The sequence below is a fragment of the Pseudomonas sp. HMSC065H01 genome (assembly GCF_001815235.1).
GTDB lineage: Bacteria > Pseudomonadota > Gammaproteobacteria > Pseudomonadales > Pseudomonadaceae > Pseudomonas > Pseudomonas aeruginosa.
The window spans coordinates 33564-56480 of record NZ_KV819928.1 but is presented as its reverse complement, the minus strand read 5'-3'; the positions used below and the strand labels follow the sequence as shown (position 1 = coordinate 56480).

Sequence of the window (22917 nt, the reverse complement as noted above, 5' to 3'; positions counted from 1 at the left end):
CTACCGCGCCCATCGGCCAGCCTGATGCCTGGCGATTCAGCCGACTGACGCTGCTGGCGCGGCGGCGGAAGGCGCCGCATAGTGCCGATTCGACGACTAGACCGGTCGTCTGGTCCTCGCGTACGCGCCGGGCCGCGACGGCCGGCGACGACAATGAAGAGGCGAGCCATGAGCAAGACCCTCCACTACCGTGCGTGCCATCTCTGCGAGGCCATCTGCGGGCTCGCCATCGAGACCGAGAGCGACGAGGGCGGCGTGCCGCGGATCCGCTCGATCAAGGGCGACCCGCAGGACAGCTTCAGCCGCGGCCATGTCTGTCCCAAGGCGGTGGCCCTGCAGGACATCCAGGACGACCCCGACCGCCTGCGCCAGCCGTTGCGCCGGGTCGGCAGCGAGTGGCAGCCGATCGGCTGGGACGAGGCCTTCGCGCTGGTGGCCAGCCGCCTCGGCGAGATCCGCGAGCGCCATGGCAACGATGCGGTGGCGGTCTACCAGGGCAATCCGAGCGTGCACAACTACGGCCTGATGACCCATAGCAACTACTTCCTCGGCCTGCTGAAAACGCGCAACCGCTTCTCCGCGACTTCCGTCGACCAGTTGCCGCATCACCTGGTCAGCCAGCAGATGTACGGCCATGGTTTGTTGATCCCGATCCCCGACATCGACCACACCGACTTCATGCTGGTGCTCGGCGGCAACCCGCTGGCGTCCAACGGCAGCATCATGACCGTGCCGGACGTGGAGAAGCGCCTGAAGGCGCTGAAGGCACGCGGCGGCCGGTTGGTGGTGGTCGATCCCCGGCGCAGCGAGACCGCGGCTATCGCCGACCGGCACCTGTTCATTCGTCCCGGCCAGGATGCGGCGCTGTTGCTCGGGATACTCAACACCCTGTTCGAGGAGAACCTCGGTCGCCCCACGCCGCTGCCGGTCGACGGGCTGGAGCGGGTGCGCGAGGCGGTCGCGGCCTTCGACGCCGAGTCCATGAGCGCGCGCTGTGGCGTGCCGGCCGAAAGCATTCGCCAACTGGCGCGGGATTTCGCCGCCGCCGAACGGGCGGTCTGCTATGGCCGGATGGGCGTTTCCACCCAGGCCTTCGGCACGCTCTGCCAGTGGCTGGTGCAACTGATCAACCTGGTCACCGGCAACCTCGACCGGGTCGGTGGCGCGCTGTGCACCTCGCCGGCCCTGGACCTGGTGGCGAGTACCTCGGGTGGCCACTTCGGCCGTTGGCGCAGCCGCGTCTCGGGGCTGCCGGAATATGGCGGCGAACTGCCGGTGGCGGCATTGGCGGAAGAAATCCTCGGTGAAGGCGAGGGGCAGGTGCGCGCGCTGGTCACGGTAGCCGGCAACCCGGTGCTGTCCACGCCCAACGGGAGGCGGCTCGAACAGGCCCTGGACGGCCTGGAGTTCATGCTCAGCATCGACCTCTACATCAACGAGACGACCCGCTACGCCGATCTCATCCTGCCGCCCACCGCGCCGCTGGAGCACGATCACTACGACACCACCTTCAACGTCTTCGCCGTGCGTAACGTGACCCGTTTCAACGAGGCCGTGCTGCCGCGTCCCGAGGGTGCGCTGCACGACTGGGAGATCTTCGTCGGCCTGGCGCGGGCCTTCGCCGCGCGCAACGGCCTGGAGCTGAAACCGACCCTGGAGCCGCAGCAGATGATCGACCTCGGCCTGCGCGCTGGCGCCTACGGCGACCGTTCCGAGCACAGGCTGAGCCTGGCCACTCTGCGCGAACATCCCCACGGCATCGACCTCGGGCCGCTGCGGCCGAACCTGGCGCCGCGCCTGAAGACCGCCGACCAGCGCATCCAGGCCGCGCCGCCGCTGTTCGTCGACGACCTGCAACGCTTCGCCGCACAGCCGCTGCCTGCGTCCGACCAGTTGCTGCTGATCGGACGACGCCACGTGCGCAGCAACAATTCCTGGATGCACAACTACCATCGCCTGGTGAAGGGCAAGCCGCGTCATCAGTTGCTGATGCACCCGCGGGACCTGGAGGGTCGCGGCCTGGTCGACGGGCAACGGGTGCGGGTGCGCTCGCGGGTCGGCAGCGTGGAGGTGGAGGTGGCGGCGAGCAGCGAGATGATGCCCGGGGTGGTCAGCCTGCCGCACGGCTGGGGCCACGCGCGGCCCGGCGTGCAACTGGCGATCGCCCGCGCCCAGGCCGGCGTCAGCGCCAACGACCTGACCGACGAGCGTCATCTCGACCTGCTGTCGGGTAACGCCGCGCTCAACGGCCTGCCGGTGGAGGTGGAAGCGGCCTGAGCGGGTCGACGGAACGCGAGAGTAAAGCCGAGCGTCGCGCTAGGCTTTCCGATACAATACCGGTCATTATTTGCCGAGTTACCGTGTCGAAACGTTCCTGTTGAGGTAAGCCATGGACATCATCGAAACCATTAAAGAGCAGATCGCCAACAACCCCATCCTGCTGTACATGAAGGGTTCGCCGAACGCCCCGCAGTGCGGTTTCTCCTCGCGCGCGGCCCAGGTGCTGATGGCCTGTGGCGAGAAGTTCGCCTACGTCGACATCCTGCAGAACCCGGAAATCCGCGCCAACCTGCCGAAGTACGCGAACTGGCCGACCTTCCCGCAGCTGTGGGTCAATGGCGAACTGGTCGGCGGCAGCGACATCCTCGCCGAGATGTTCGAGAAGGGCGAACTGCAGACCCTGGTCAAGGACGCGGCGGCCAAAGCCAACGCCTGATCCGCGCATCCGACGAAGAGCCCCGCCTTGTGCGGGGTTTCTTTTTTGTCCGGAGAAACCAGCAAGGAAACCGGGAGCCTCCATGTCGGAAGTCAATCCTCGCCAGGGTCGCCTGGCTTGCATCTATTTCTTCGCCATGGCCGGGCTGGTCATCGGCAACCTGATGGGACGCATCCCGGCGCTCAAGGAGCAGACCCAGCTGGACGAGCGCGCGCTCGGCCAGGCCCTGCTCGGCGTCGGGGTCGGCGCGCTCACGGCGTTCCCGTTGAGCGGTTTCCTGGTCCAGCGCATCGGCAGCCGCAGCGTAGTGATCGGCGGTTGCCTGATCATGCTGCTGGTGTTTCCGCTGCTCGGCCTGAGCCAGGGCTGGTGGCAACTGGCGTTGGCCTTCTACGTGCTGGGCGTGAGCTTCGCCGGGATGGACGTGGCGATGAACATCCAGGCGGTGGATGTCGAGCGCCTGCTCGGCAAGCCCTGCATGTCCATGCTGCATGGCATGTACAGCCTCGGTTGCCTGGTCGGTGCGTTGAGCGCCGCGGCCCTGGCCGGACTGACGCCGTTCTGGCACTTCCTCATTCTCACCGCACTCGGCCTGCTGAGCCTGCCATTCTTCGTACGCGCGTTGCTTCCGCCGGACCCGAGCAAGGCGGGCGCGCGCAAGGGCGGCGGCTTCACCTTGCCGCCGCGGGCCTTGCTCGGCCTGGGCCTGCTGATTCTCTGCGCGTTCGTTTCCGAGGGCGGCGTGGCTGACTGGAGCGCGCTGTTCCTGCACAGCGTTCTGGATGCTTCCGAGCGGGTGGCGGCGCTGGGCTTCGCGGCGTTTTCCGCGGCGATGGTGGTGGGGCGGCTGTTCGGCGACCGCCTGCGCGGACGCATCGACGATGCGCCGTTGCTGCGCGGCCTGGGTTCGCTGGCCACGCTGGGCATGCTGGTGGCGCTGTTCAGCCCCTGGCCGGCGCTGAGCATCGCCGGTTTCGGGGTGGTTGGCCTGGGACTGTCGGTGATGGTGCCGATCGTGATCAGCGCTGCTGGCAACCAGCCGGGCATCGATCCGGTGATCGGGGTCGCCGCCGTCTCTACCGTGGGGTATGGCGGACTGCTGATGGGACCGCCGCTGATCGGCCTGCTGGCCCACGAGATCGGCCTGCGCTGGGCATTGCTGGTACTGGTCGGTCTTTGCCTGTTGCTGGCCCTGCGCGCCGATCTGGTCCGGCGCAGGCCGCGCAGCGCCTGAGGCTTTCTGGCGGCAAGAAAAAAGCGCCGGCGGGGCAGGCCGCCGGCGCTTCGTCGTGGTTCCCGATCAGTCGTCTTCGTGCATGTGCGACTGCAGGTAGTTCTCCAGGCCGACTTTCTGGATCAGGCCCAGCTGGGTTTCCAAGTAGTCGATGTGCTCTTCTTCCGACTCCAGGATGTCCTTCAGCAGGTCGCGGCTGACGTAGTCGTGCACCTGCTCGCAATGCACGATGGCTTCGCGCAGGTCCTTGGTCGCCTTCAGCTCCAGGTTCAGGTCGCACTGCAGCATTTCCTGGGTGTTCTCGCCGATCAGCAGCTTGCCGAGGTCCTGCAGGTTGGGCAGGCCTTCGAGGAAGAGGATGCGCTCGATGAGCTTGTCGGCATGCTTCATCTCGTCGATCGACTCGTGGTACTCGTGGGCGCCGAGGCGCTTCAGGCCCCAGTCGTTCCACATGCGCGAGTGGAGGAAGTACTGGTTGATCGCGATCAGCTCGTTGCCGAGGATCTTGTTGAGGTGCTGGATGACTTTCTTGTCGCCTTTCATGCCGAATCCTGCCGTCGTAGTGGGTGTGATTCGCCAAGTTTGGCCGCGACGAAGCAGGGTGTCAAACCTAAGTTATTGAAATATAAGGGAAAAAGAATATGAATACGAATGTTTTCTTTCCGCGTTCTGCCGCTAAGTCATTGAATTGAAGGCATAAAAAAATCGGGCGCCAGGCCCGGTTCTTCTGAAAGAGGGATAAAAAATATTTTTCAGGCAGCGACGAACGCCGTAGTCCCGAACGCCGGTACCGGCTGGGCACTCTGCAGGTCGTTGAGGGTTTCGCGTACCACCTGCTTGGCCAGGCATGCGCACTTGCCGCACTGGGTACCGACGCCGGTGGCTTCGCGAACCTCACGATAGCTGCAGCAGCCTTCGTAGATGGCATCGCGGATCTGGTTGTCGGTAACACCTTGGCAGAGGCAGACGTACATGGCGATCTGGCTACTGGGAAGTTGAGTTGGAAAAGATACTAATAATAATGAGAATGATTGTCAAAGTTCCCTGGAGCGTTTTAGTCGGGTTTTTTTCGCCCCCCGACAAATGGCTTTGTCGGACAAAGACTTAGCGCCGGCTGGGGCGGGGTGTATGATGGTTGTTTCCCGGGGAACGGCGCCCCTGCCATCGAGGCTTCACGAGGAGCCGGCAGGCTGCGGTGCCGTCCTTCAACCTTCCGCTTAAAGGAGACATGGAATGAGCGTACTCGTAGGTAAGAAAGCGCCTGACTTCAACGTTGCCGCGGTACTGGGCAATGGCGAGATCGTCGAGAGCTTCACCCTGTCCGAGGCCATCAAGGGCAAGTACGGCCTGGTGTTCTTCTATCCGCTGGACTTCACCTTCGTCTGCCCGTCCGAGCTGATCGCCCTGGACCACCGCATCCCGGAATTCCAGGCGCGCAACGTCGAGGTGATCGGCGTTTCCATCGACTCCCACTTCACCCACAACGCCTGGCGCAACACCCCGGTGGACAAGGGCGGCATCGGCGCCGTCAAGTACACCCTGGCGGCCGACACCAAGCACGAGATCGCCAAGGCCTATGACGTCGAGTCCGACGGCGGCGTGGCCTTCCGTGGCGCGTTCCTGATCGACAAGGAAGGCGTTGTGCGCTCGCAGATCGTCAACGACCTGCCGCTGGGCCGCAACATGGACGAGCTGCTGCGTCTGGTCGATGCCCTGCAGTTCCATGAGGAGCACGGCGAAGTCTGCCCGGCCAACTGGAAGAAGGGCGACAAGGGCATGACCGCATCGCCCGAAGGCGTGGCCAAGTACCTGGCCGAGAACGCCAGCAAGCTGTAAGAAGAGCCTGCTTCGCGCGTTGGAAAAAGCCCCGCTTCGGCGGGGCTTTTTCATGGGCTCGCGAGGGCCGGCAGCCCCATCCCAGGTCACGCGCCTCGCTCCGAAGAGGGGGAGATTGCCTGACCGGTCGCGTAGGACGGATAACGTCCTGGCGTTATCCGCCTAAGTGGGCCGAGGCTCAGTCGTCGTCATCCATCCAGCCGCCCATTTCCTTCCAGCGGTTGACGATGCCGCAGAACAGCTCGGCGGTCTTCTCGGTGTCGTAGCGTGCCGAGTGCGCCTCGCGGTTGTCGAACTCCATGCCGGCGGCCTGGCAGGCCTTGGCCAGGACCGTCTGGCCGTAGGCGAGGCCAGCCAGGGTGGCGGTGTCGAAGCTGGAGAAGGGATGGAACGGATTGCGCTTGATCCCGGTACGCGCCACGGCGGCATTGAGGAAACCGAGGTCGAAGCTGCTGTTGTGGCCGACCAGGATCGCCCGCTTGCAGCCATTGGCCTTCAGCGCCTTGCGGATGCCGCGGAAGATCTCGGTGAGTGCCGCTTCCTCCTGCACCGCCATGCGTAGCGGGTGGTCGAGCTTGATGCCGGTGAATTCCAACGCGGCCGGCTCGATGTTGGCGCCTTCGAAGGGCTCGATGCGGAAGAAGTAGGTGTGTTCCGGGAACAGGAAGCCTTTCTCGTCCATGCCGACGGTGGTCGCGGCGATTTCCAGCAGCGCGTCGGTGGCCGAGTTGAAGCCGCCGGTCTCGACGTCCACCACTACCGGCAGGTAGCCGCGGAAGCGGCGCGCCATCGGATGGCGCGGGCCGCTGGGGAGGCTGCCGTCGAATTCGTCGTCGAAGTTGTCTTCGTTCATGCCCCGGCCTCCAGCAGTTTCCAGCGGAGTGTCTCGCCGGCGCGCAGCGGCACCACGTCGAAGTCGCCGAAGGGGAGGCTGGCGGGCGCCTGCCATTCCTCGCGGACCAGGGTGATCCGGTCGGTGTTGCGCGGCAGGCCATAGAAGTCCGGGCCGTGCAGGCTGGCGAAGCCTTCCAGCTTGTCCAGCGCATTGCGCTGTTCGAAGGCCTCGGCATACAGCTCGATGGCGGCGTAGGCGCTGTAGCAGCCGGCGCAACCGCAGGCGGCTTCCTTGGCGTGGCGGGCGTGCGGCGCCGAGTCGGTGCCGAGGAAGAATTTCGGATTGCCGCTCACCGCGGCGTCCAGCAGGGCTTCCTGGTGGGTGTTGCGCTTGAGGATCGGCAGGCAATAGAAATGCGGGCGGATACCGCCGACCAGCATGTGGTTGCGGTTGTACAGCAGGTGATGGGCGGTAATGGTCGCGCCGACGTTGGCCGGGGCTTCCCGGACGAACTGGGCAGCGTCGCCGGTGGTGATGTGCTCGAAGACCACTTTCAGGGTCGGGAAGCGCTCGACCACCCGGCGCAGGTGCTCGTCGATGAACTGCTTCTCACGATCGAATACGTCGACCTCGGCGCGGGTCACCTCGCCATGCACCAGCAGCGGCATGCCGACCTCGGCCATCGCCTCGAGCGCTTCGAAGATATTGTCGATGCGGGTCACGCCAGAGTCCGAGTTGGTGGTGGCGCCTGCCGGATAGAGCTTGGCGGCATGCACGAAGCCGCTGGCCTTGGCGGTACGGATTTCCTCAGCGCTGGTGCGGTCGGTGAGGTACAGCACCATCAGCGGCTCGAAGCGGCTGGCGGCGGGGCGGGCGGCGAGGATGCGCTGCCGGTAGGCGTCGGCTTCGGCGGCGTTGCGCACCGGCGGCACCAGGTTCGGCATGACGATGGCGCGGCCGAAGGTGCGGGCGGCGTCGCCGACGGTATTGGCCAGCGCGGCACCGTCACGCAGGTGAATGTGCCAGTCGTCGGGGCGCAGGAGGGTGAGACGGTCGGACATGGGGCTTCCAGGACGGGATTTCGTGGGGGGAAATGCTACCGGAAAAGGGGGGGCGGGGCACTCGCTATCAAGTTTTGTCCGGGCCGTCCGATACATCCTTCGTATTTGGACGCTTTCCCCGGAGCCCGCCGTCGTGCAGCCGCGCCTTCTTCTATTGCCTTTCCTGCTCAGCAGCCTGCCGGCGCTGGCGGTGACCTTCCAGACGCGGCTGGAGAGCGTCGAGTGGAAGGTCGAAGGCGACCAGTTCGAATGCCGCCTGTCGCAGCCGGTGGCGAATTTCGGAGTCGGCGAGTTCGTCCGGCGTGCCGGCGAGCAGGCGACCTTCCGCCTGAAGCCCGAGGCCCAGTGGCTGGGGCGCGGGTCGGCGACCCTGCTGGCTGCCGCGCCGCCCTGGCGACCGGGGCAGGGCGACATCAACCTTGGCCAGGTCAGCATCGGTAGCGGCGAGGTGCCGTTCAACAGCAGCCAGCAACAGGCCGGTCGGTTGCTCACCGGCCTGCTCGAGGGGCGCAGCCCGCTGGTCCGCCATCGCACCTGGCAGGGCGATCGCCTGGAGGTGCGCCTGCTGCCGGCGCGCTTCGCCAGCGTCTACAGCCAGTACCAGGCCTGCATCGCCAAGCTGCTGCCGGTGAACTTCGACCAGGTCAAGCTGGCCCAGGTCGGCTTCCCCGACGGCGGCACGGCGCTGAACGACGTGGCGCGAGCCAAGCTGGACATCATCCTGCAACTGCTCAAGGCCGATCCGAGCATCAACCGGATCGAACTCGACGGGCACTCCGACAACAGCGGCAACCGCCTGACCAACCGCGACCTGTCGCGCCGCCGCGCGCTGGCGGTGCAGGAGTACCTGAAGAGCAACGGGGTGCCGGAAAGCCAGATCAACGTGCGCTTCTACGGCGAGCGCTACCCGCTGGTGGCCAACAACAGCGCCGCCAACCGTGCGCGCAACCGCCGGGTCACCGTGCACCTGTCGCGCGAGGCGGTGGTCGAGCCGGCGACGGAAGCGCCGAAGGCCGAGGACAAGCCGGCGCCGCCCGCGGCAGAACCTGCCGCACCGAAGCCTCCGGCCGCCTCGCTTCAGGGAAAACCCACGGTTTGAGTCGCGCAAACGATAGAATCTGTCGCTTTTGCGTCTAAAGCTGTCGCCCCTCTGTAATTTCCCGAATGCCCTGCGTAGAATTGTCGCTTTTCGTGACGACCCCCGTGGAGTGATGGCATGGCGGATGTGAAGAAGGTAGTCCTGGCGTATTCCGGCGGCCTGGATACCTCGGTAATTCTGAAGTGGTTGCAAGATACCTATAACTGCGAAGTGGTGACCTTCACCGCCGACCTCGGCCAGGGCGAGGAAGTCGAACCGGCTCGCGCCAAGGCCCGCGCGATGGGCGTCAAGGAAATCTACATCGACGACCTGCGCGAAGAATTCGTCCGCGACTTCGTCTACCCGATGTTCCGCGCCAACACCGTCTACGAAGGCGAGTACCTGCTGGGCACCTCCATCGCTCGTCCGCTGATCGCCAAGCGCCTGATCGAGATCGCCAACGAGACCGGCGCCGACGCCATCTCCCACGGCGCCACCGGCAAGGGCAACGACCAGGTCCGCTTCGAGCTGGGCGCCTACGCGCTGAAGCCCGGCGTCAAGGTGATCGCGCCCTGGCGCGAGTGGGACCTGCTGTCCCGCGAGAAGCTGATGGACTATGCCGAGAAGCACGGCATCCCCATCGAGCGCCACGGCAAGAAGAAGTCGCCGTACTCGATGGACGCCAACCTCCTGCATATCTCCTACGAAGGCGGCGTGCTGGAAGATACCTGGACCGAGCACGAAGAAGACATGTGGAAGTGGACCGCTTCCCCGGAAAACGCGCCGGACACCCCGACCTACATCGAGCTGACCTACCGCAAGGGCGACATCGTCGCCATCGACGGCAAGGACATGACCCCGGCCGAGGTGCTCACCGAGCTGAACCGCGTCGGCGGGATCAACGGCATCGGCCGCCTCGACATCGTCGAGAACCGCTATGTCGGCATGAAGTCCCGTGGCTGCTACGAGACCCCCGGCGGCACCATCATGCTCAAGGCCCACCGCGCCATCGAGTCGATCACCCTGGACCGCGAAGTGGCCCACCTGAAAGACGAGCTGATGCCCAAGTACGCCAGCCTGATCTACACCGGCTACTGGTGGAGCCCGGAGCGCCTGATGCTGCAGCAGATGATCGACGCCTCGCAGGTCAACGTGAACGGCGTAGTGCGCCTGAAGCTGTACAAGGGCAACGTCGTGGTGGTGGGCCGCAAGTCCGACGACTCGCTGTTCGACGCCAACATCGCGACCTTCGAGGAAGACGGCGGCGCCTACAACCAGGCCGATGCCGCGGGCTTCATCAAGCTCAACGCGCTGCGCATGCGCATCGCCGCGAACAAGGGCCGCACGCTGTCCTGACCGACGCGCGCCGCCTGAGATGGAACGAAGAACCCCGGCCATGAGCCGGGGTTCTTCGTTCCTGATTGCTGAAAGCGATAGCCGGGGCCGTTCAGGAAGACTTCTGGATCAGTTCGATCTTGTAGCCGTCCGGGTCGGTCACGAAGGCGATCACGGTGGTACCGTGCTTCATCGGCCCGGCTTCGCGGGTGACCTGGCCGCCGTTGTTGCGGATGTCGTCGCAGGCCTGGTAGGCGTCGTCGACCTCGATGGCGATATGGCCGTAGCCGGTGCCGATCTCGTAGGCATCCACGCCCCAGTTGTGGGTAAGCTCGATCACCGCGGAATCCGCCTCGTTGCCATAGCCGACGAAGGCGAGGGTGAACTGGCCGTCGGGATAGTCGTTCTTCCTGAGCAGGGTCATGCCTAGCACCCGGGTATAGAAATCGATCGAGCGATCGATGTTTCCGACCCGGATCATGGTATGGAGAATGCGCATTTTCATTGCCTCGAGCTTCACGGTCAAAGGCGGATTTTACCATGTGGCCGGCAACCGGCTGCGAGATCGGGATCGTCCCCGTCCCGGCGACCGGCCCTTTGCCGGACTTCCCTTCCTACAGGGCGTTTCGCCTCTTCCCTGGGCCGGCCGTCGATAGCCGGTCGGCCTGCCTCCGCCACCCTCCCGAGCTGCCCGCTGCGTCTCCGAGCGTGCCAGGCGTCCCGCCCCCGGTGACCGGCCGAAAGCTCGCTGCGCCTTCGCCATGAGGTCGGAAAAAAGGGGGGTTGACCTTGCCAAGGTGTCAAGGTCGATAACCGGCCACGGAAGCGGTTTCGTCCAGCCAGGCCACGCAGGCTCAGACCAGGAAGGCACAACAATGAATCTCAGACACTTCATCCGCATCACCGCGACGCTAGGTGTCGCGGCCCTTATCGCTGGCTGCGGGGAGTCGGCGCCGCCGGGGGCGGCGAGCGCCCCGCCAAGCGTTCCCGTCGCCGAGGTGGTGGTTCGCCCGGTGACACCCTACGCCGAGTTCACCGGCTCGCTGACCGCTGTCGAGCAGGTAGAACTGCGGCCGCGCGTCGCCGGCTACATCCAGGACGTTACGGTGCCGGAAGGCCGCCTGGTGGAGAAGGGCCAGCAACTGTTCCTCATCGACCCGCGCGTGTTCAAGGCGGCGCAGGATGCCGCCAGGGCACGCCTGCGCGAGGCCGAGGCCGCGGCGTTGCTGGCGCGCACCGAACACGAGCGAGCCGAGCTGCTGTATGCGCGGAAGGTCGTCGCCCGGGAGCGGCTCGACAGCGCCATCGCCTCGCGCAATGCCAGCAAGGCCCAGGTCGATGCGGCCAGGGCCGCCCTCGACGCGGCGCAACTGGATCTCGGCTTCACGCGGGTGACGGCACCGATCGGCGGGCGTGTCGGGCATATCCAGGTCACCGAGGGCAACTACGTCACCAATGGCGTCACCGCGCTGACCAGCATCGTTTCGGTCGATCCGCTGTACGTGTACTTCGATGTCGACGAGCGCACCTACCTGCAGGCCCTGGCGCCGACCCGCGGCAGGGAAGGCGAGCAGGCCCCCAGGGTCAAGGTGGCGCTGCTCACCGACGAGTCCTATGGACGAAGCAGTCGCCTCGATTTCCTCGCCAACGCCGCCGACCGCGGGACCGGCACGGTCCGGGTTCGGGCGGTGGTGGACAACCCGGACGGGCAACTGACGCCGGGGCTGTTCGCCAAGGTCAGGCTGGAGACCGGCAAGCCTCGCGCGCAGGTGCTGGTCGCCGACCATTCCATCGGCACCGACCAGGGCAGGCGCTATGTGCTGGTCGTCGACGAAGGCAACAAGACCCAGTACCGGCCGGTGGAACTCGGCCCGATGGTCGACGGCCTGCGGGTCGTCCGCCAGGGCCTGCAGCCGGGCGAGCGCATCGTCGTCAAGGGCCTGGTGCGGCCGGACATGCAGATCACGCCGCTCCTTGCGGAAATCGATGGCACGCCCGTCGACCTGTCGAAGACCGTGGGGGCCGCACAATGACATTCCCACGCTTCTTCATCGATAGGCCGATCTTCGCCATCGTTCTTTCGGTGCTGATGATGATCGGAGGCATCGTTTCGTTCTTCCAGTTGCCGCTGAGCGAATACCCGGCGGTGACGCCGCCGACCGTGCAGGTGACTACCGCCTATCCCGGCGCCAACCCCGACGTGATCGCGCAGACGGTGGCGACACCGCTGGAGCAGGCGATCACCGGGGTCGAGGGGATGCTGTACATGTCCTCGCAGTCGGCCACCGACGGGCGAATGATCCTGACCATCACCTTCGACCAGCACATCGATCCCGACATGGCCCAGATCCAGGTGCAGAACCGGGTCTCGCGGGTGCTCTCGCGCCTGCCCGACGAGGTGCAGCGGCAGGGCGTGGTCACCCAGAAGACCTCGCCGGACATCCTCATGGTGGTGCACCTGCTGTCGCCGGAGCAACGCTACGACCCGCTGTACATCTCGAACTACGCCTACCTCCAGGTGCGCGACGAACTGCTTCGCCTGCCGGGGATCAGCGATGTGGTGGTGTGGGGCGCCGGCGAGTACAGCATGCGCCTGTGGCTCGACCCCGACCTGATCGCCGCGCGCGGGCTGACGGCGGGCGAGGTGATCGCCGCGGTACGCGAACAGAACGTCCAGGTGGCGGCCGGCGCCGTCGGCCAGGCGCCGGACTCCACCGCGGCCTTCCAGGTCACGGTGAATACCCTCGGGCGGCTGAGCGACGAAGAGCAGTTCGGCGACATCATCGTCCGCACCGGCGCCGACGGCCAGGTGACGCGCCTGCGCGACGTCGCGCGGATCGAGATGGGCGGCGATGCCTATGCGCTGCGCAGCCTGCTGGACGGCGAGCCGGCGGTGGCCTTGCAGATCATCCAGAGCCCCGGAGCCAACGCGCTGGATACCGCCGAGGCGGTGCGTGCCACCGTGGCGAGGCTCGAAGGCAACTTCCCGGCCGGCCTGAGCGCGCGCATCGCCTACGACCCGACGGTGTTCGTCCGCGCTTCGTTGCAGACCGTGGCCACCACCCTGCTGGAGGCGATCCTGCTGGTCGTGGTGGTGGTGGTGCTGTTCCTGCGTAGCTGGCGTGCTTCGCTGATTCCGCTGATGGCCGTGCCGGTCTCGCTGGTCGGCACCTTCGCCGTCATGCACCTGATGGGTTTCTCGCTGAATACCCTGTCGTTGTTCGGCCTGGTGTTGTCGATCGGCATCGTCGTCGATGACGCCATCGTGGTGGTGGAAAACGTCGAGCGCCACATCGAGAACGGCGAGCCGCCGCTCCAGGCCGCGCGGCGTGCGATGGACGAGGTCACCGGGCCGATCATGGCGATCACCTCGGTGCTGGCGGCGGTGTTCATCCCCACGGCCTTTCTCAGTGGCCTGCAGGGCGAGTTCTATCGTCAGTTCGCCCTGACCATCGCCATCTCCACCATCCTGTCGGCGCTCAACTCGCTGACCCTCAGCCCGGCCCTGGCGGGCCTGCTGTTGCGTCCGCGGCCGGCCGGAGGTGCGGTGGCGGGGCGCTTCCAGCGACTGCTCCAGGCCCTCGGCCGACCGTTGCGAAATGCCCCCGAGGCCTACGGCAACGCGGTGCGCAAGGTGGTGCGGGTGAGCGGCCTGGCCCTGGTGGTGTATGGGGGCCTGCTTGGCCTGACCTGGGTCGGTTTCCAGGCGGTGCCGCCGGGCTTCGTGCCGATGCAGGACAAGTACTATCTGGTCGGCATCGCCCAGTTGCCGAACGGAGCGTCGCTGGAGCGTACCGATGCGGTGGTCAGGCAGATGTCCCGGATCGGCCTCGACGAGCCGGGGGTGGAGAGCGTCGTGGCCTTTCCGGGCCTGTCGGTGAACGGTTTCGTCAACGTGCCGAACGCCGCGGTCATGTTCTTCATGCTCGATCCGTTCGAATCGCGCACCTCCGCCGATCTCGGCGCGCTGGCCATCGCCGGGCGCCTGCAAGCCAGGTTCGCCAGCATTCCCGACGGCTTCCTCGGGGTCTTCCCGCCGCCGCCGGTACCGGGGCTGGGAACCATCGGCGGCTTCAAGATGCAGGTCGAGGATCGCGGCGGCGCCGGGCTGGAAGCCCTGGCCAGGCAGACCCAGGTGCTGATGATGAAGGCCACTGAGTCCGGCCAGCTCGGGGGCTTGATGACCAGCTTCGATATCAATGCCCCGCAGCTCGAGGTGGTGGTCGACCGCACCAAGGTGAAGAGCCAGGGCGTTCGCCTGGCCGATGTGTTCGAGGCATTGCAGGTCTACCTCGGCTCGCTGTACATCAACGACTTCAACCGCTTCGGTCGCACCTACAAGGTCACTGCCCAGGCCGATGCGCCGCACCGCATGCAGGCCGAAGCCATCGGGCGCCTGCAGGTACGCAATGCCGCCGGGGCGATGTTGCCGCTGTCCTCGTTCGTCACCGTGACGCCCAGCTCCGGTCCCGACCGGGTGATCCACTACAACGGCTATCCGTCGGCGGATATCAGCGGCGGCGCGCTTCCCGGCGTCAGTTCGGGACAGGCGGTGGTGTTGATGGAGCGCCTGGCCGGCGAAGTGCTGCCCGAGGGCATGACCTTCGAATGGACCGACCTGACCTACCAGCAGAAGCTGGCCGGCAACAGCGCGCTGTTCATCTTCCCGCTGTGCGTGCTGCTGGCCTACCTGATCCTCGCCGCGCAGTACAACAGCTGGCTGTTGCCGCTGGCGGTCCTGCTGATCGTGCCGATGTGCCTGCTCAGCGCGATCGCCGGGGTGTGGCTGGTGGGCGGCGACAACAACGTGTTCGTCCAGATCGGGCTGGTGGTGCTGGTAGGCCTGGCGGCGAAGAACGCGATCCTGATCGTCGAGTTTGCCCGCACGCTGGAGGCCGAGGGCGCCCGTGCGCTGGAGGCGGTGGTCGAGGCTTGCCGCCTGCGCCTGCGGCCGATCCTGATGACCTCGCTGGCGTTCATCGCCGGCGTGGTGCCGTTGGTCATGGCCAGCGGCGCCGGAGCGGAAATGCGCCAGGCGATGGGCGTCGCGGTATTCGCCGGGATGCTCGGGGTGACGCTGTTCGGCCTGTTCCTCACGCCGGTGTTCTACGTACTGGTACGGGCACTGGCGGCGCGCCTGGAGCGACGCGCCGGCGGCAGCCTGGCGCATCTGGAGGGAGGCCGTCCATGAAGCCATACCTGCGGTCTTCGTTGAGCGCGCTGATCCTGCTGGGCGGCTGTGCCGCGGTGGGGCCCGACTATGCGCCGCCGAGCGCGTCCGCACCGGCCAGCTTCGGCGCGATGCCGGCGGGTATCGATGGCGGTGGCGTGGAGATCGAGTGGTGGCGCGGGTTCGACGAGCCAGCCCTGGAGTCTCTGATCCAGCGGGCGCTCGCGGCGAACCTCGACATCGCCCTTGCCGGCGCGCGCCTGGACGAAGCGAAGGCGCTGCTGCGCGAGAACCGCGAAGAGTTCCTGCCGCGCGGCGGCCCGGCGTTCGATTACCAGGCCCGGCGGCGCGGCGAGGTGGAAACACCGGCCGGCCAGCAGCGCGACATCGAGACTTATCGCGGCGCGCTGGATGCTTCCTGGGAAATCGACCTGTTCGGTCGGGTGCGGCGCTCGGTGGAGGCCGCCGAGGCGCAGGCGGGCTCGCGCGAGGCCCTGCTGCGCAACGTGCAGGCGAGCGTCGCGGCTACGGTTGCCATGACCTGGTTCCAGCTACAGGGCATCGAGGCCGAACTTGCGGTGGTCCATGACATCGCCGGCAACCAGCGCGACAGCCTGGAGATGGTCGAACGCCTGGTCAGCGCCGGCTCCGCCCACGAGTTCGACCGGTTGCGCGCCGAAGCGTTATTGCACAACGTCGAGGCGGCCGTGCCCGACCTCGAACGGCGCCGCGCCGCCACCCGCAATGCGCTGGCCGTTCTCCTCGCGGAAGCCCCGCAGGCCTTCAGCCCGCCGGTCGCCCGTGCCTCCGGGGAAAGGCTGACGCTCCGCACCCTCGGGGTCGGCGACCCGGCGGGACTGCTGGCGCGTCGCGCCGACATCGCCGCGGCCGAACGCAACCTGGCGGCCGCGACCGCACGTATCGGCGTCGAGACCGCGGGGCTGTATCCGCGGGTCGAGGTACGCGGCTCGATTGGCCTGGTCGCCGGCAATCTCGATGCTTTGGACGAGAGTGGTACGTCCTTCAACGTCCTGAACCCGGTGATTCGCTGGGCGCTACTCGACCGCGGTCGCGTGCGGGCGCGGATCGCCGCCAGCGAGGCCCGTGCGCAGGAGGCATTGATCCTCTACGACCGGACGGTGCTGCGCGCCCTGCAGGAGACCGATGATGCCTTCAACGGCTATGGCGCTGCCGCTGACAGGCTCCGCCTGCGCCTGCTCGAGGCGACGGCCAATCGCGAGGCGGCGCGCCTGGCCCGGGAACGCTTCGTCCAGGGGGAGTACCTGGACGTGCTCGAGGCGGAACGCTCGGACTACCTCAGCCGGCGCGCATTGAGCATCGCGCGCACCGAGCAGCGCCTTGCCGTCGTGGGTATCTACAAGGCGCTGGGTGGTGGCTGGGAAGCCTGCGCGGGGGCGCGGCGCTGTGGCGTGGCTACCGACGATACCTCTCCAGGCGTGGCACGGCAGCGCGACAGTCGCTCCTGATCAGCCGCCGGCGGTTTCCGGCCGCCGGCCTTCGCTCGACTGCCTAGGTCGAGGGCCGTGCGGCGCGTCCTCCGGTTATTTGGCGAACCCCGGGAGTACGGATTGCCTGGCGCGGATCGCTCGTCCCTGTCCGCCTTATCGATAAGTCGGTTCCGAACTCTTTTTCGGTAGTTCATTCAGATGGATGAGTGAAGAGGGCAGATGGAAAGTATCTGCTCGGGACTTCAATGTTCAGAAGAGTGGGGAAGTATTACTTCCTCATTGTTCTTCAGGTACGTTCCGGCTGCCCGCCGTTTCTTATTGGATGAAGTCACTCCTGTGCCTCTGCGCTCGCGCCGCACGGAGACGTCGAATACATATCGTCGAGAGGTTCTTCAGTGGTGAGTGGAGCTGGCTGACGCGGTATCTCGGTTGTCGGGCGGAGTTGTTCTATATGTTCGAACTTGGCTTTGCTCGTTGTTTTAAGTTTGCGGAATAACCTCTGGAACTATTCATATGAATTTTTGAAAGTTTGGTTTACCTGAGAGATTTATGAGTTGACCTTGTCACGATGGCAGGACTCATGGTTCGCAGGAGTCAACAAACCAGGAGGTTGCGATGTTTTCTTTCCATATTCCGAACATGACCTGCGGCGGTTGTGCCAAGACTGTCACCCGTATCCTGCACGGCGTCGATCCCCAGGCGCGCGTAGAGACCGATCCTCCTCGGCGCGAGGCCAGGGTCGAGAGCACTCTGGACAAGCACGCATTCCTCGAGGCGTTGAGCGAGGCCGGTTATCCGGAGGGCCGTTGAGTGCATGGGCATGACGCAGGCGTAGGGTCGGATAGTAGCGTTTCGCCCAGTGCCGGCAATAGGAAAATGATTTTCATTGAAGTCCGCGTTCCATATGCCATCAATGGCGCTTGGCTATTGTGGAAAGAACTCTTTGGAATTTGTAAATCAATATTTCAGTCGGCCGCGAGGTGACAGTTATGTGAACGGCAAGAGGCGCTGACAGGAAACCCTAAAAGTTATTCTCCGATGGATTCGCAGGCCTTTAGATCGGGGTTTTTCGCAGCGCATCCAGTGTTATCGAAGAGCACCTTTCGGCGAACTCCGTTGTCCGCCGACATGGCCACTGCATTGCTTGACCTTGCCACCGTGGCAAGCTTTACGGTCGCCCCGCACAACAACAAAAACAAGGGTGATCCAAATGACTTCAAATCCGTTACAGCAATGCTGCAATTCTTCCTCCGATATGAATATCCGCCCCCAGCGGACAATGTCGGAACCTGCCCGAAATGCATCGGCTCTCCTGGCTGAAGCCTTGAAACCGGGTGCCTCCCTGGACCAGATCACGCTCGCGCTCGAGGCGATTCTCGCGGTCACGGCCAAAGGCCTGGGCGGTGATGCTTCGGCTTACGCGCAGTACCAGGCGTTGCTCCTGGAACTGCACGTAGGCAGCGATCCGCATACGGAGCCGACCCGCCGCTGGATGGCGAGCCAGGTCTACCTGGTCGAGGATCGTTTCGCTCCCGAGCCGGCCGGTTTCAGCGCCGTCCCGGTGGAGGAGTTCCGCAAGAAGGTCGACGCCGAGATCGAGGCGCGCAGCCGGGTGCGCCATCCCATGTCGGTCCACCTGTTCCAGGGCACGCCGCCGGTCGAGGACGTGCGCTTCTTCCTGGAACACCATTGGGTCCGTTCCTACAACTTCTACAGCCTCCTGGCGGAGCTGGCCTTCCGTTTCGAAAACATCGAGGACGCCTCGGTGTTCTACCGCAACCTCTACGGCGAGGCCGGGGCGGAGACGCCGGAGCGCTCGCACCCCGCGTTGCTGTCCCACCTGATGACCTACTTCGACATTCCGCTGCGCATCGATTTCCCGGCGCTGCATCCGCTGGAGAAGGCCTACCTCAACAACCGTATCCGTTGCGTGCGGCACACCGATGTCGCCTGGGGCCTTGCGCTCCTGTACGCGGTCGAGTCGGTGAGCTGCGTCAACCACCGGCGTATCTACGAACTCCTGCAGCGCCTGGGCGTGCCCGAGCAACCCAGCGAGTTCCATCGCCTGCACGGCACCCAGGACGAGATCGATACCGAGGAGATGTGGGCGCTGATCGCCAAGTTCGCGCCGAGCGAAGACTTCCAGCGCAAGTTCATGCAGTCGCTGGCGCGCCACTTCGAAATCAACCGGGCCTACTTCGACCTGCTCTGGGAGCAGATGCAGGCGAATTCCCTGGCCATGGCCTGATGCCTATCCAGAACAAGAACAAGGAGTACAGGATGAATACCCGCAATTTTTCCCTGCCGCAGTTGCAGAACCTGCCCATCGATGAAGCACGCATCGTTGCCGATGCGCTGGCCGTCCACGCTACTTCCCGCCAGATCGATAGCGCCGCGAGCAAGCTGGCCGCGCTGGCCGAGGCAGGGCTCAAGGGCGACCGCCAGGCCTATGCCGCGTACCAGCAGTTGCTCTACGTCCTTTCGTTGAGCGACGACGTGGCGACCGCCCAGACCCGGCGCTGGCTGGCCCGGGCGATCTATCGCGTCGAAGAGCGTTTCATGCCCGCCGCCGATCTTTCCAGGGCGTTGTCCGAGGAGGATTTCCAGAAGCGACTCGAACAGGAAATCGCCGCGCAGTCCCGCGAGCGGCACCCGATGTCGCAGTACGTGTTCTCCGGCTCGGCCTCCCGCGCGCAGCTCCAGGTGTTCCTCCGTCACCAGTGGTTCCGCACCTTCCGCCTGTACCGCGATGCGGCCGACCTGTTGGTCAACCTGACCGATGTGGACGAGGCCGCGGCGCTCGCGCGTTACCTCTATGGCGAGTTGGGCGAGGAAGACGAAAAGGGTTCGCATCCGCGCCTGCTGGCCAAGCTGCTCGAGGCCATCGGCCTTGAGGCGGACTTCCAGGCCGTGTCGACGATGCCCGAGGAAATCGCCTACCTGAACAATCGCGCCCGTGCCTTCCGGCATGCCGAGGTCGGTTGGGGGCTGGCGGTGTTCTACATCACCGAACTGGTCGTGCCGGGGAACCACGAAAAGCTCTATCGGGCCCTGCTCCAGGCCGGCCTGAGCGAGGACCAGGCGGAGTACTACAAGGTCCACATCAGCCTCGTACCGCCGCGGGCCAAGCGCGAATGGCAACTCATCGCGCGGCGGGTTCCGGACGTGCAGTTCCAGAATGCGTTCCTGACCTCGCTATCGCAGCACTTCCGTGTGGAAAGGGCCTATTACGACGCGATCTGGGAAGAGATGCAGAGCGTCAAGTGACTTCCACCGGGACAAAGCGAGCACTCGAAAATGCCAAGTCACATTACGGAATCCCGTATACACGGGGGCGCCTACTCGTCCCCGGCATTCGCCGCGATCTTTTCCGATACCAACCAGGTGCGGAGGTGGCTGGATGTCGAGCGAGCCTTGGCGGCGACCCAGGGCGAGATGGGCATCATCCCCCACGAGGCGGCGCGGGAGATCGACCGCGCCGCCCAGGTGGAGCGCTTCGACCTCACCCAACTGGGCCGCGAAAGCCTGGAGACAGGGCACCTGCTGGTGCCTACCATCCGCGCCCTGGCGAGGTTGTGCGAGGGTAGCTGGGGGGAGTACGTGCACTATGGCGTGACCACCCAGGACATCCTCGACACCGGGCTGATGCTGCAGGTCAAGGAAGCCTGGGGCCATGCGCTCGGGCTCCTGCACTCGATCCGTGGCCATCTGCTGGCGCTCGCCCTGCGCCACCAGCACACGCCGATGGTTGCACGCACCCACGGGCAGCAGGCGCTGCCCACGACCTTCGGCTACAAGGTCGCCGTCTGGGTGGATGAAATCGACCGTCACCTGGCGCGCTTCGACGAGGCGCGCGAACGCGTCCTGGTCGGCAATCTGACCGGTGCCGTGGGAACCCTGGCGTCGTTCGGCGCCCAGGGCTTCGAGCTACAGCGGCGAACCCTGGCCAGGCTTGGTCTCGGCGCGCCGTCGACCAGTTGGCACAGCGCCCGGGACCGGGTGCTGGAGGTTGCCGGGTTGCTGGTCCAGGTGTCGGTGACGCTGGGCCGGGTGGCGAACGAGATCTACCACCTGCAGCGCAGCGAAATCGACGAGGTACGCGAGGGCAGCCGGCCGGGACAGGTGGGCAGCAGCACCATGCCGCACAAGCGGAACCCGTCGTCGGTCGACCTGGTCAGCGCGCTGTCGCGGCTGGTGCGGGCACAGATGGTGGCGCTCACCGATGCCGCGTTCCAGTTGCACGAGCGCGACGGCACCGCCTGGCGCATCGAGTGGGCGGCGTTGCCGGAGCTGTTCGTCTACGCCGGCGCCTTGCTGACCCGCATGGAGGCGGTGCTGGCCGAGGGGCTCGAGGTGCGCGAGGAACGCATGCGCGCCAACCTCGACCTGCTGGGTGGGCTGATCCTGTCGGAGCGGGTCATGCTCGCGCTGGCGGGGCAGTTCGGCAAGCAGACCGCCCACGAACTGCTCCATGAGATAACCCAGGCCTCCCAGCGGCAGGGCGTTCCGTTCCGCGAGGCGCTGCTCGGGCAGCCAAGGTTGCGCGGCTGTTTCAGCGCCGAGGCGCTCGAAGAACTGCTCGACCCCGTCGGCTACGTCGGCCTCGCCGCGGAGATGGTCGACCTGGTCGCCGGCAAACCACGAACCGGCGCGTCGGGCGACAGGCCCGAAGGCGCCGCCTCTTCCCAAGGAAATCCCGGTCAGTCCCAGTACGTGATGGAGGATAGGTGATGGATGCTGAATCGCTGGAAATGCTTGCCCGTTCCTCGTGCACCGCGCATCCGCAGAGCTTCGGCGGCGCACCGGCCGAGTCGTCCTGCAAGCACGAACACAGTCACATCGTTGACTCTAAAACCCATGGCGGCGGCTACGCCGGTCCGGTGAGCCGACGGATCTTCTGTAGCCACTGCCGCCTGCAACGCTGGCTCGACGTGGAGGCGGCGCTGGCGCTGGCGCAGGCCGATGTCGGCGTCATCCCGCCCGAGGCCGCGCTGGAGATCGCGAAGGCCGCCAGGCTTTCGGCCGTCGACCTGCAGCAGATCGCCGACGGCGTGGCCAGCACCGGGCACTCGCTGATGCCCCTGCTGGGCGCGCTGCAAAGGAACTGCAGCCCCAGCGCGCGCGAGTACGTGCATTTCGGCGCGACCACGCAGGATATCCAGGACACCGCGCAGTCCCTGGAAATGCGCGATGTGCTGGATGAAACGGAGCGGGCGCTGGACATCCTCCTGGACCGGCTCTCGGTGCTGGCGAGCGGGACCCGCAATGCGTTGATGGTCGCCAGGACCCACTCGATCCCGGCGTTGCCGACCACCTTCGGGCTGAAGGTGGCCGGCTGGATCGACGAGTTGCTGCGTCACCGCGAACGCCTGGGCGAGGCGCGCAAGCGGATCCTGGTGGTGCAACTGTTCGGCGGCGTGGGCACGATGGCCGCCTTCGGCGACGAGGCCATGCTCCTGCTCGAAAGCTTCGCGCGGCGGCTGTCGCTGGACGTGCCGCTGGCGGGTTGGCACGTGTCCCGCGACCGGGTTACCGAGTTCGTCAGCACCCTGGCCATGGTCACCGCGTCCCTGGCGCGGATCGCCGACGAGATCCGCACCCTGAACCGCTGGGAGATCGGCGAGCTGGAGGTGGGCTGGACGCAGCAGCAGATCGGTAGCAGCACCATGCCCCACAAGCGCAATCCGGAAGGCTGCGAGCAGGTCGTGGTGCTGGCCCGGCTGGCCAAGGCCCAGGTCCTGCTCGCGTTGGACGCCATGATCCTCGAGCACGAGCGGGACTACCGCGGCACGCGCCTGGAATGGTGTGCGGTGGCGGACGTTTCCCACTATGCGCTGATGGCGCTGTCGCTGCTGACCGACACCATCGACGGGCTCACGGTCCACGACGAGACCATGGCGCGGACGGCGAATGCATACAGCGATGCGATCTGTACCGAGGCGTTCGTCTTCGAGATGGCCAAGCAACTGGGCAAGAGCAGCGCTTACGAAATCATCTTCGAGATCACCCAGGCCTGCCAGCGCAAGCGGATTCCGATGCGCCAGGCGCTCGAGTCGGATCCGCGGGTGGGCGCCGTCATGCCGAAGGAAACCCTGGCCAGGCTGTTCGAGCCGCGGACCCATCTCGGCATGGCCGGGACCATCGTCGACAAGGTGCTGGACAAGGTCGCCAGCCACCACTGAA

At 65.8% G+C, this 22917-nt stretch carries 19 protein-coding genes; 14 read left to right on the top strand and 5 right to left on the bottom strand.

Annotated features, from left to right (window positions below; translation table 11 throughout):
• The first annotated feature begins 168 nt into the window (after positions 1 to 168).
• The 3 genes from HMPREF3014_RS26865 (at position 169) to HMPREF3014_RS26855 (ending at position 3950) form a co-directional block, all read left to right on the top strand.
• Positions 169 to 2277 (top strand): molybdopterin oxidoreductase family protein, encoded by a 2109-nt coding sequence (locus HMPREF3014_RS26865; RefSeq protein ID WP_003104264.1) that lies wholly within the window; start codon positions 169 to 171, stop codon positions 2275 to 2277.
• A gap of 112 nt (positions 2278 to 2389) precedes the next feature.
• Positions 2390 to 2716, top strand: a complete 327-nt coding sequence (gene grxD / locus HMPREF3014_RS26860; protein WP_003092082.1) for a Grx4 family monothiol glutaredoxin — start codon at positions 2390 to 2392, stop codon at positions 2714 to 2716.
• 82 nt (positions 2717 to 2798) lie between these two features.
• A complete protein-coding gene (locus HMPREF3014_RS26855; RefSeq protein ID WP_003104266.1) occupies positions 2799 to 3950 on the top strand; it encodes an MFS transporter in 1152 nt (383 codons plus the stop codon).
• Positions 3951 to 4016: 66 nt separating this feature from the next.
• On the opposite strand, the gene bfrB is transcribed toward HMPREF3014_RS26855, so the two are convergent.
• Entirely contained in the window at positions 4017 to 4493 is a 477-nt protein-coding gene (gene bfrB, locus HMPREF3014_RS26850; protein ID WP_003092078.1) for a bacterioferritin BfrB, read from the bottom strand.
• Between the two features lie 209 nt (positions 4494 to 4702).
• Positions 4703 to 4924, bottom strand: a complete 222-nt coding sequence (locus HMPREF3014_RS26845; RefSeq protein WP_003092075.1) for a bacterioferritin-associated ferredoxin — start codon at positions 4922 to 4924, stop codon at positions 4703 to 4705.
• 259 nt (positions 4925 to 5183) lie between these two features.
• On the opposite strand from HMPREF3014_RS26845, the gene HMPREF3014_RS26840 reads away from it, so the two are divergent.
• Entirely contained in the window at positions 5184 to 5786 is a 603-nt protein-coding gene (locus tag HMPREF3014_RS26840) for a peroxiredoxin (RefSeq protein WP_003092073.1), read from the top strand.
• A gap of 178 nt (positions 5787 to 5964) precedes the next feature.
• On the opposite strand, the gene rnt is transcribed toward HMPREF3014_RS26840, so the two are convergent.
• Positions 5965 to 6639, bottom strand: a complete 675-nt coding sequence (gene rnt / locus HMPREF3014_RS26835) for a ribonuclease T (RefSeq protein ID WP_023087111.1) — start codon at positions 6637 to 6639, stop codon at positions 5965 to 5967.
• Positions 6636 to 7682, bottom strand: a complete 1047-nt coding sequence (gene pyrC / locus HMPREF3014_RS26830) for a dihydroorotase (RefSeq protein ID WP_003092068.1) — start codon at positions 7680 to 7682, stop codon at positions 6636 to 6638. The genes rnt and pyrC overlap by 4 nt, the downstream gene beginning before the upstream one ends.
• 133 nt (positions 7683 to 7815) lie before the next feature.
• Here pyrC and motY point away from each other — a divergent pair, with 133 nt between their 5' ends.
• Positions 7816 to 8781 carry a flagellar protein MotY gene (gene motY, locus HMPREF3014_RS26825; RefSeq protein ID WP_003104269.1) on the top strand — a complete coding sequence of 322 codons (966 nt, stop codon included), beginning with the start codon at positions 7816 to 7818 and terminating at the stop codon, positions 8779 to 8781.
• A gap of 117 nt (positions 8782 to 8898) precedes the next feature.
• A complete protein-coding gene (locus HMPREF3014_RS26820) occupies positions 8899 to 10116 on the top strand; it encodes an argininosuccinate synthase (protein ID WP_003092065.1) in 1218 nt (405 codons plus the stop codon).
• A 91-nt stretch (positions 10117 to 10207) separates the two neighbouring features.
• Here the strand turns inward: HMPREF3014_RS26820 and gloA are convergent, their stop codons facing one another.
• On the bottom strand, positions 10208 to 10594 hold the full coding sequence (gloA, locus tag HMPREF3014_RS26815) for a lactoylglutathione lyase (RefSeq protein WP_003110007.1): 387 nt from the start codon (positions 10592 to 10594) through the stop codon (positions 10208 to 10210).
• 376 nt (positions 10595 to 10970) lie between these two features.
• On the opposite strand from gloA, the gene mexP reads away from it, so the two are divergent.
• The 8 genes from mexP (at position 10971) to HMPREF3014_RS26775 (ending at position 22916) form a co-directional block, all read left to right on the top strand.
• A complete protein-coding gene (gene mexP / locus HMPREF3014_RS26810; protein WP_003124272.1) occupies positions 10971 to 12128 on the top strand; it encodes a multidrug efflux RND transporter periplasmic adaptor subunit MexP in 1158 nt (385 codons plus the stop codon).
• Positions 12125 to 15286, top strand: a complete 3162-nt coding sequence (mexQ, locus tag HMPREF3014_RS26805) for a multidrug efflux RND transporter permease subunit MexQ (RefSeq protein ID WP_023087112.1) — start codon at positions 12125 to 12127, stop codon at positions 15284 to 15286. The genes mexP and mexQ overlap by 4 nt, the downstream gene beginning before the upstream one ends.
• A complete protein-coding gene (gene opmE, locus HMPREF3014_RS26800) occupies positions 15283 to 16752 on the top strand; it encodes a multidrug efflux transporter outer membrane subunit OpmE (protein ID WP_070734508.1) in 1470 nt (489 codons plus the stop codon). The genes mexQ and opmE overlap by 4 nt, the downstream gene beginning before the upstream one ends.
• 597 nt (positions 16753 to 17349) lie before the next feature.
• Positions 17350 to 17544, top strand: coding sequence for a heavy-metal-associated domain-containing protein (locus tag HMPREF3014_RS26795; protein WP_003092060.1), 195 nt, complete (start codon positions 17350 to 17352; stop codon positions 17542 to 17544).
• Positions 17545 to 17944: 400 nt separating this feature from the next.
• The gene (locus HMPREF3014_RS26790) at positions 17945 to 18982 is read left to right on the top strand and encodes an HOASN domain-containing protein (RefSeq protein WP_023087114.1); all 1038 of its coding nucleotides are present in this window, start codon (positions 17945 to 17947) and stop codon (positions 18980 to 18982) included.
• A 32-nt stretch (positions 18983 to 19014) separates the two neighbouring features.
• Positions 19015 to 20001, top strand: a complete 987-nt coding sequence (locus HMPREF3014_RS26785) for an HOASN domain-containing protein (RefSeq protein ID WP_023087115.1) — start codon at positions 19015 to 19017, stop codon at positions 19999 to 20001.
• A gap of 30 nt (positions 20002 to 20031) precedes the next feature.
• Complete coding sequence (gene purB, locus HMPREF3014_RS26780) at positions 20032 to 21465, top strand: adenylosuccinate lyase (protein WP_023087116.1); 1434 nt, start codon at positions 20032 to 20034, stop codon at positions 21463 to 21465.
• Positions 21465 to 22916, top strand: a complete 1452-nt coding sequence (locus HMPREF3014_RS26775) for a class-II fumarase/aspartase family protein (protein WP_003092055.1) — start codon at positions 21465 to 21467, stop codon at positions 22914 to 22916. The genes purB and HMPREF3014_RS26775 overlap by 1 nt, the downstream gene beginning before the upstream one ends.
• The last annotated feature ends 1 nt before the right edge of the window (position 22917 follow it).

Bases quoted from the DNA above. Each gene is read 5' to 3' on its own strand.
- mexQ (WP_023087112.1), top strand. From the start codon at position 12,125: ATGACATTCCCACGCTTCTTCATCGATAGGCCGATCTTCGCCATCGTT.
- HMPREF3014_RS26845 (WP_003092075.1), bottom strand. From the start codon at position 4,924: ATGTACGTCTGCCTCTGCCAAGGTGTTACCGACAACCAGATCCGCGAT.
- mexP (WP_003124272.1), top strand. From the start codon at position 10,971: ATGAATCTCAGACACTTCATCCGCATCACCGCGACGCTAGGTGTCGCG.
- grxD (WP_003092082.1), top strand. From the start codon at position 2,390: ATGGACATCATCGAAACCATTAAAGAGCAGATCGCCAACAACCCCATC.
- purB (WP_023087116.1), top strand. From the start codon at position 20,032: ATGCCAAGTCACATTACGGAATCCCGTATACACGGGGGCGCCTACTCG.
- HMPREF3014_RS26785 (WP_023087115.1), top strand. From the start codon at position 19,015: ATGAATACCCGCAATTTTTCCCTGCCGCAGTTGCAGAACCTGCCCATC.
- HMPREF3014_RS26775 (WP_003092055.1), top strand. From the start codon at position 21,465: ATGGATGCTGAATCGCTGGAAATGCTTGCCCGTTCCTCGTGCACCGCG.
- HMPREF3014_RS26865 (WP_003104264.1), top strand. From the start codon at position 169: ATGAGCAAGACCCTCCACTACCGTGCGTGCCATCTCTGCGAGGCCATC.
- HMPREF3014_RS26820 (WP_003092065.1), top strand. From the start codon at position 8,899: ATGGCGGATGTGAAGAAGGTAGTCCTGGCGTATTCCGGCGGCCTGGAT.
- gloA (WP_003110007.1), bottom strand. From the start codon at position 10,594: ATGCGCATTCTCCATACCATGATCCGGGTCGGAAACATCGATCGCTCG.
- HMPREF3014_RS26855 (WP_003104266.1), top strand. From the start codon at position 2,799: ATGTCGGAAGTCAATCCTCGCCAGGGTCGCCTGGCTTGCATCTATTTC.
- bfrB (WP_003092078.1), bottom strand. From the start codon at position 4,493: ATGAAAGGCGACAAGAAAGTCATCCAGCACCTCAACAAGATCCTCGGC.
- HMPREF3014_RS26790 (WP_023087114.1), top strand. From the start codon at position 17,945: ATGACTTCAAATCCGTTACAGCAATGCTGCAATTCTTCCTCCGATATG.
- HMPREF3014_RS26795 (WP_003092060.1), top strand. From the start codon at position 17,350: ATGTTTTCTTTCCATATTCCGAACATGACCTGCGGCGGTTGTGCCAAG.
- opmE (WP_070734508.1), top strand. From the start codon at position 15,283: ATGAAGCCATACCTGCGGTCTTCGTTGAGCGCGCTGATCCTGCTGGGC.
- HMPREF3014_RS26840 (WP_003092073.1), top strand. From the start codon at position 5,184: ATGAGCGTACTCGTAGGTAAGAAAGCGCCTGACTTCAACGTTGCCGCG.
- rnt (WP_023087111.1), bottom strand. From the start codon at position 6,639: ATGAACGAAGACAACTTCGACGACGAATTCGACGGCAGCCTCCCCAGC.
- pyrC (WP_003092068.1), bottom strand. From the start codon at position 7,682: ATGTCCGACCGTCTCACCCTCCTGCGCCCCGACGACTGGCACATTCAC.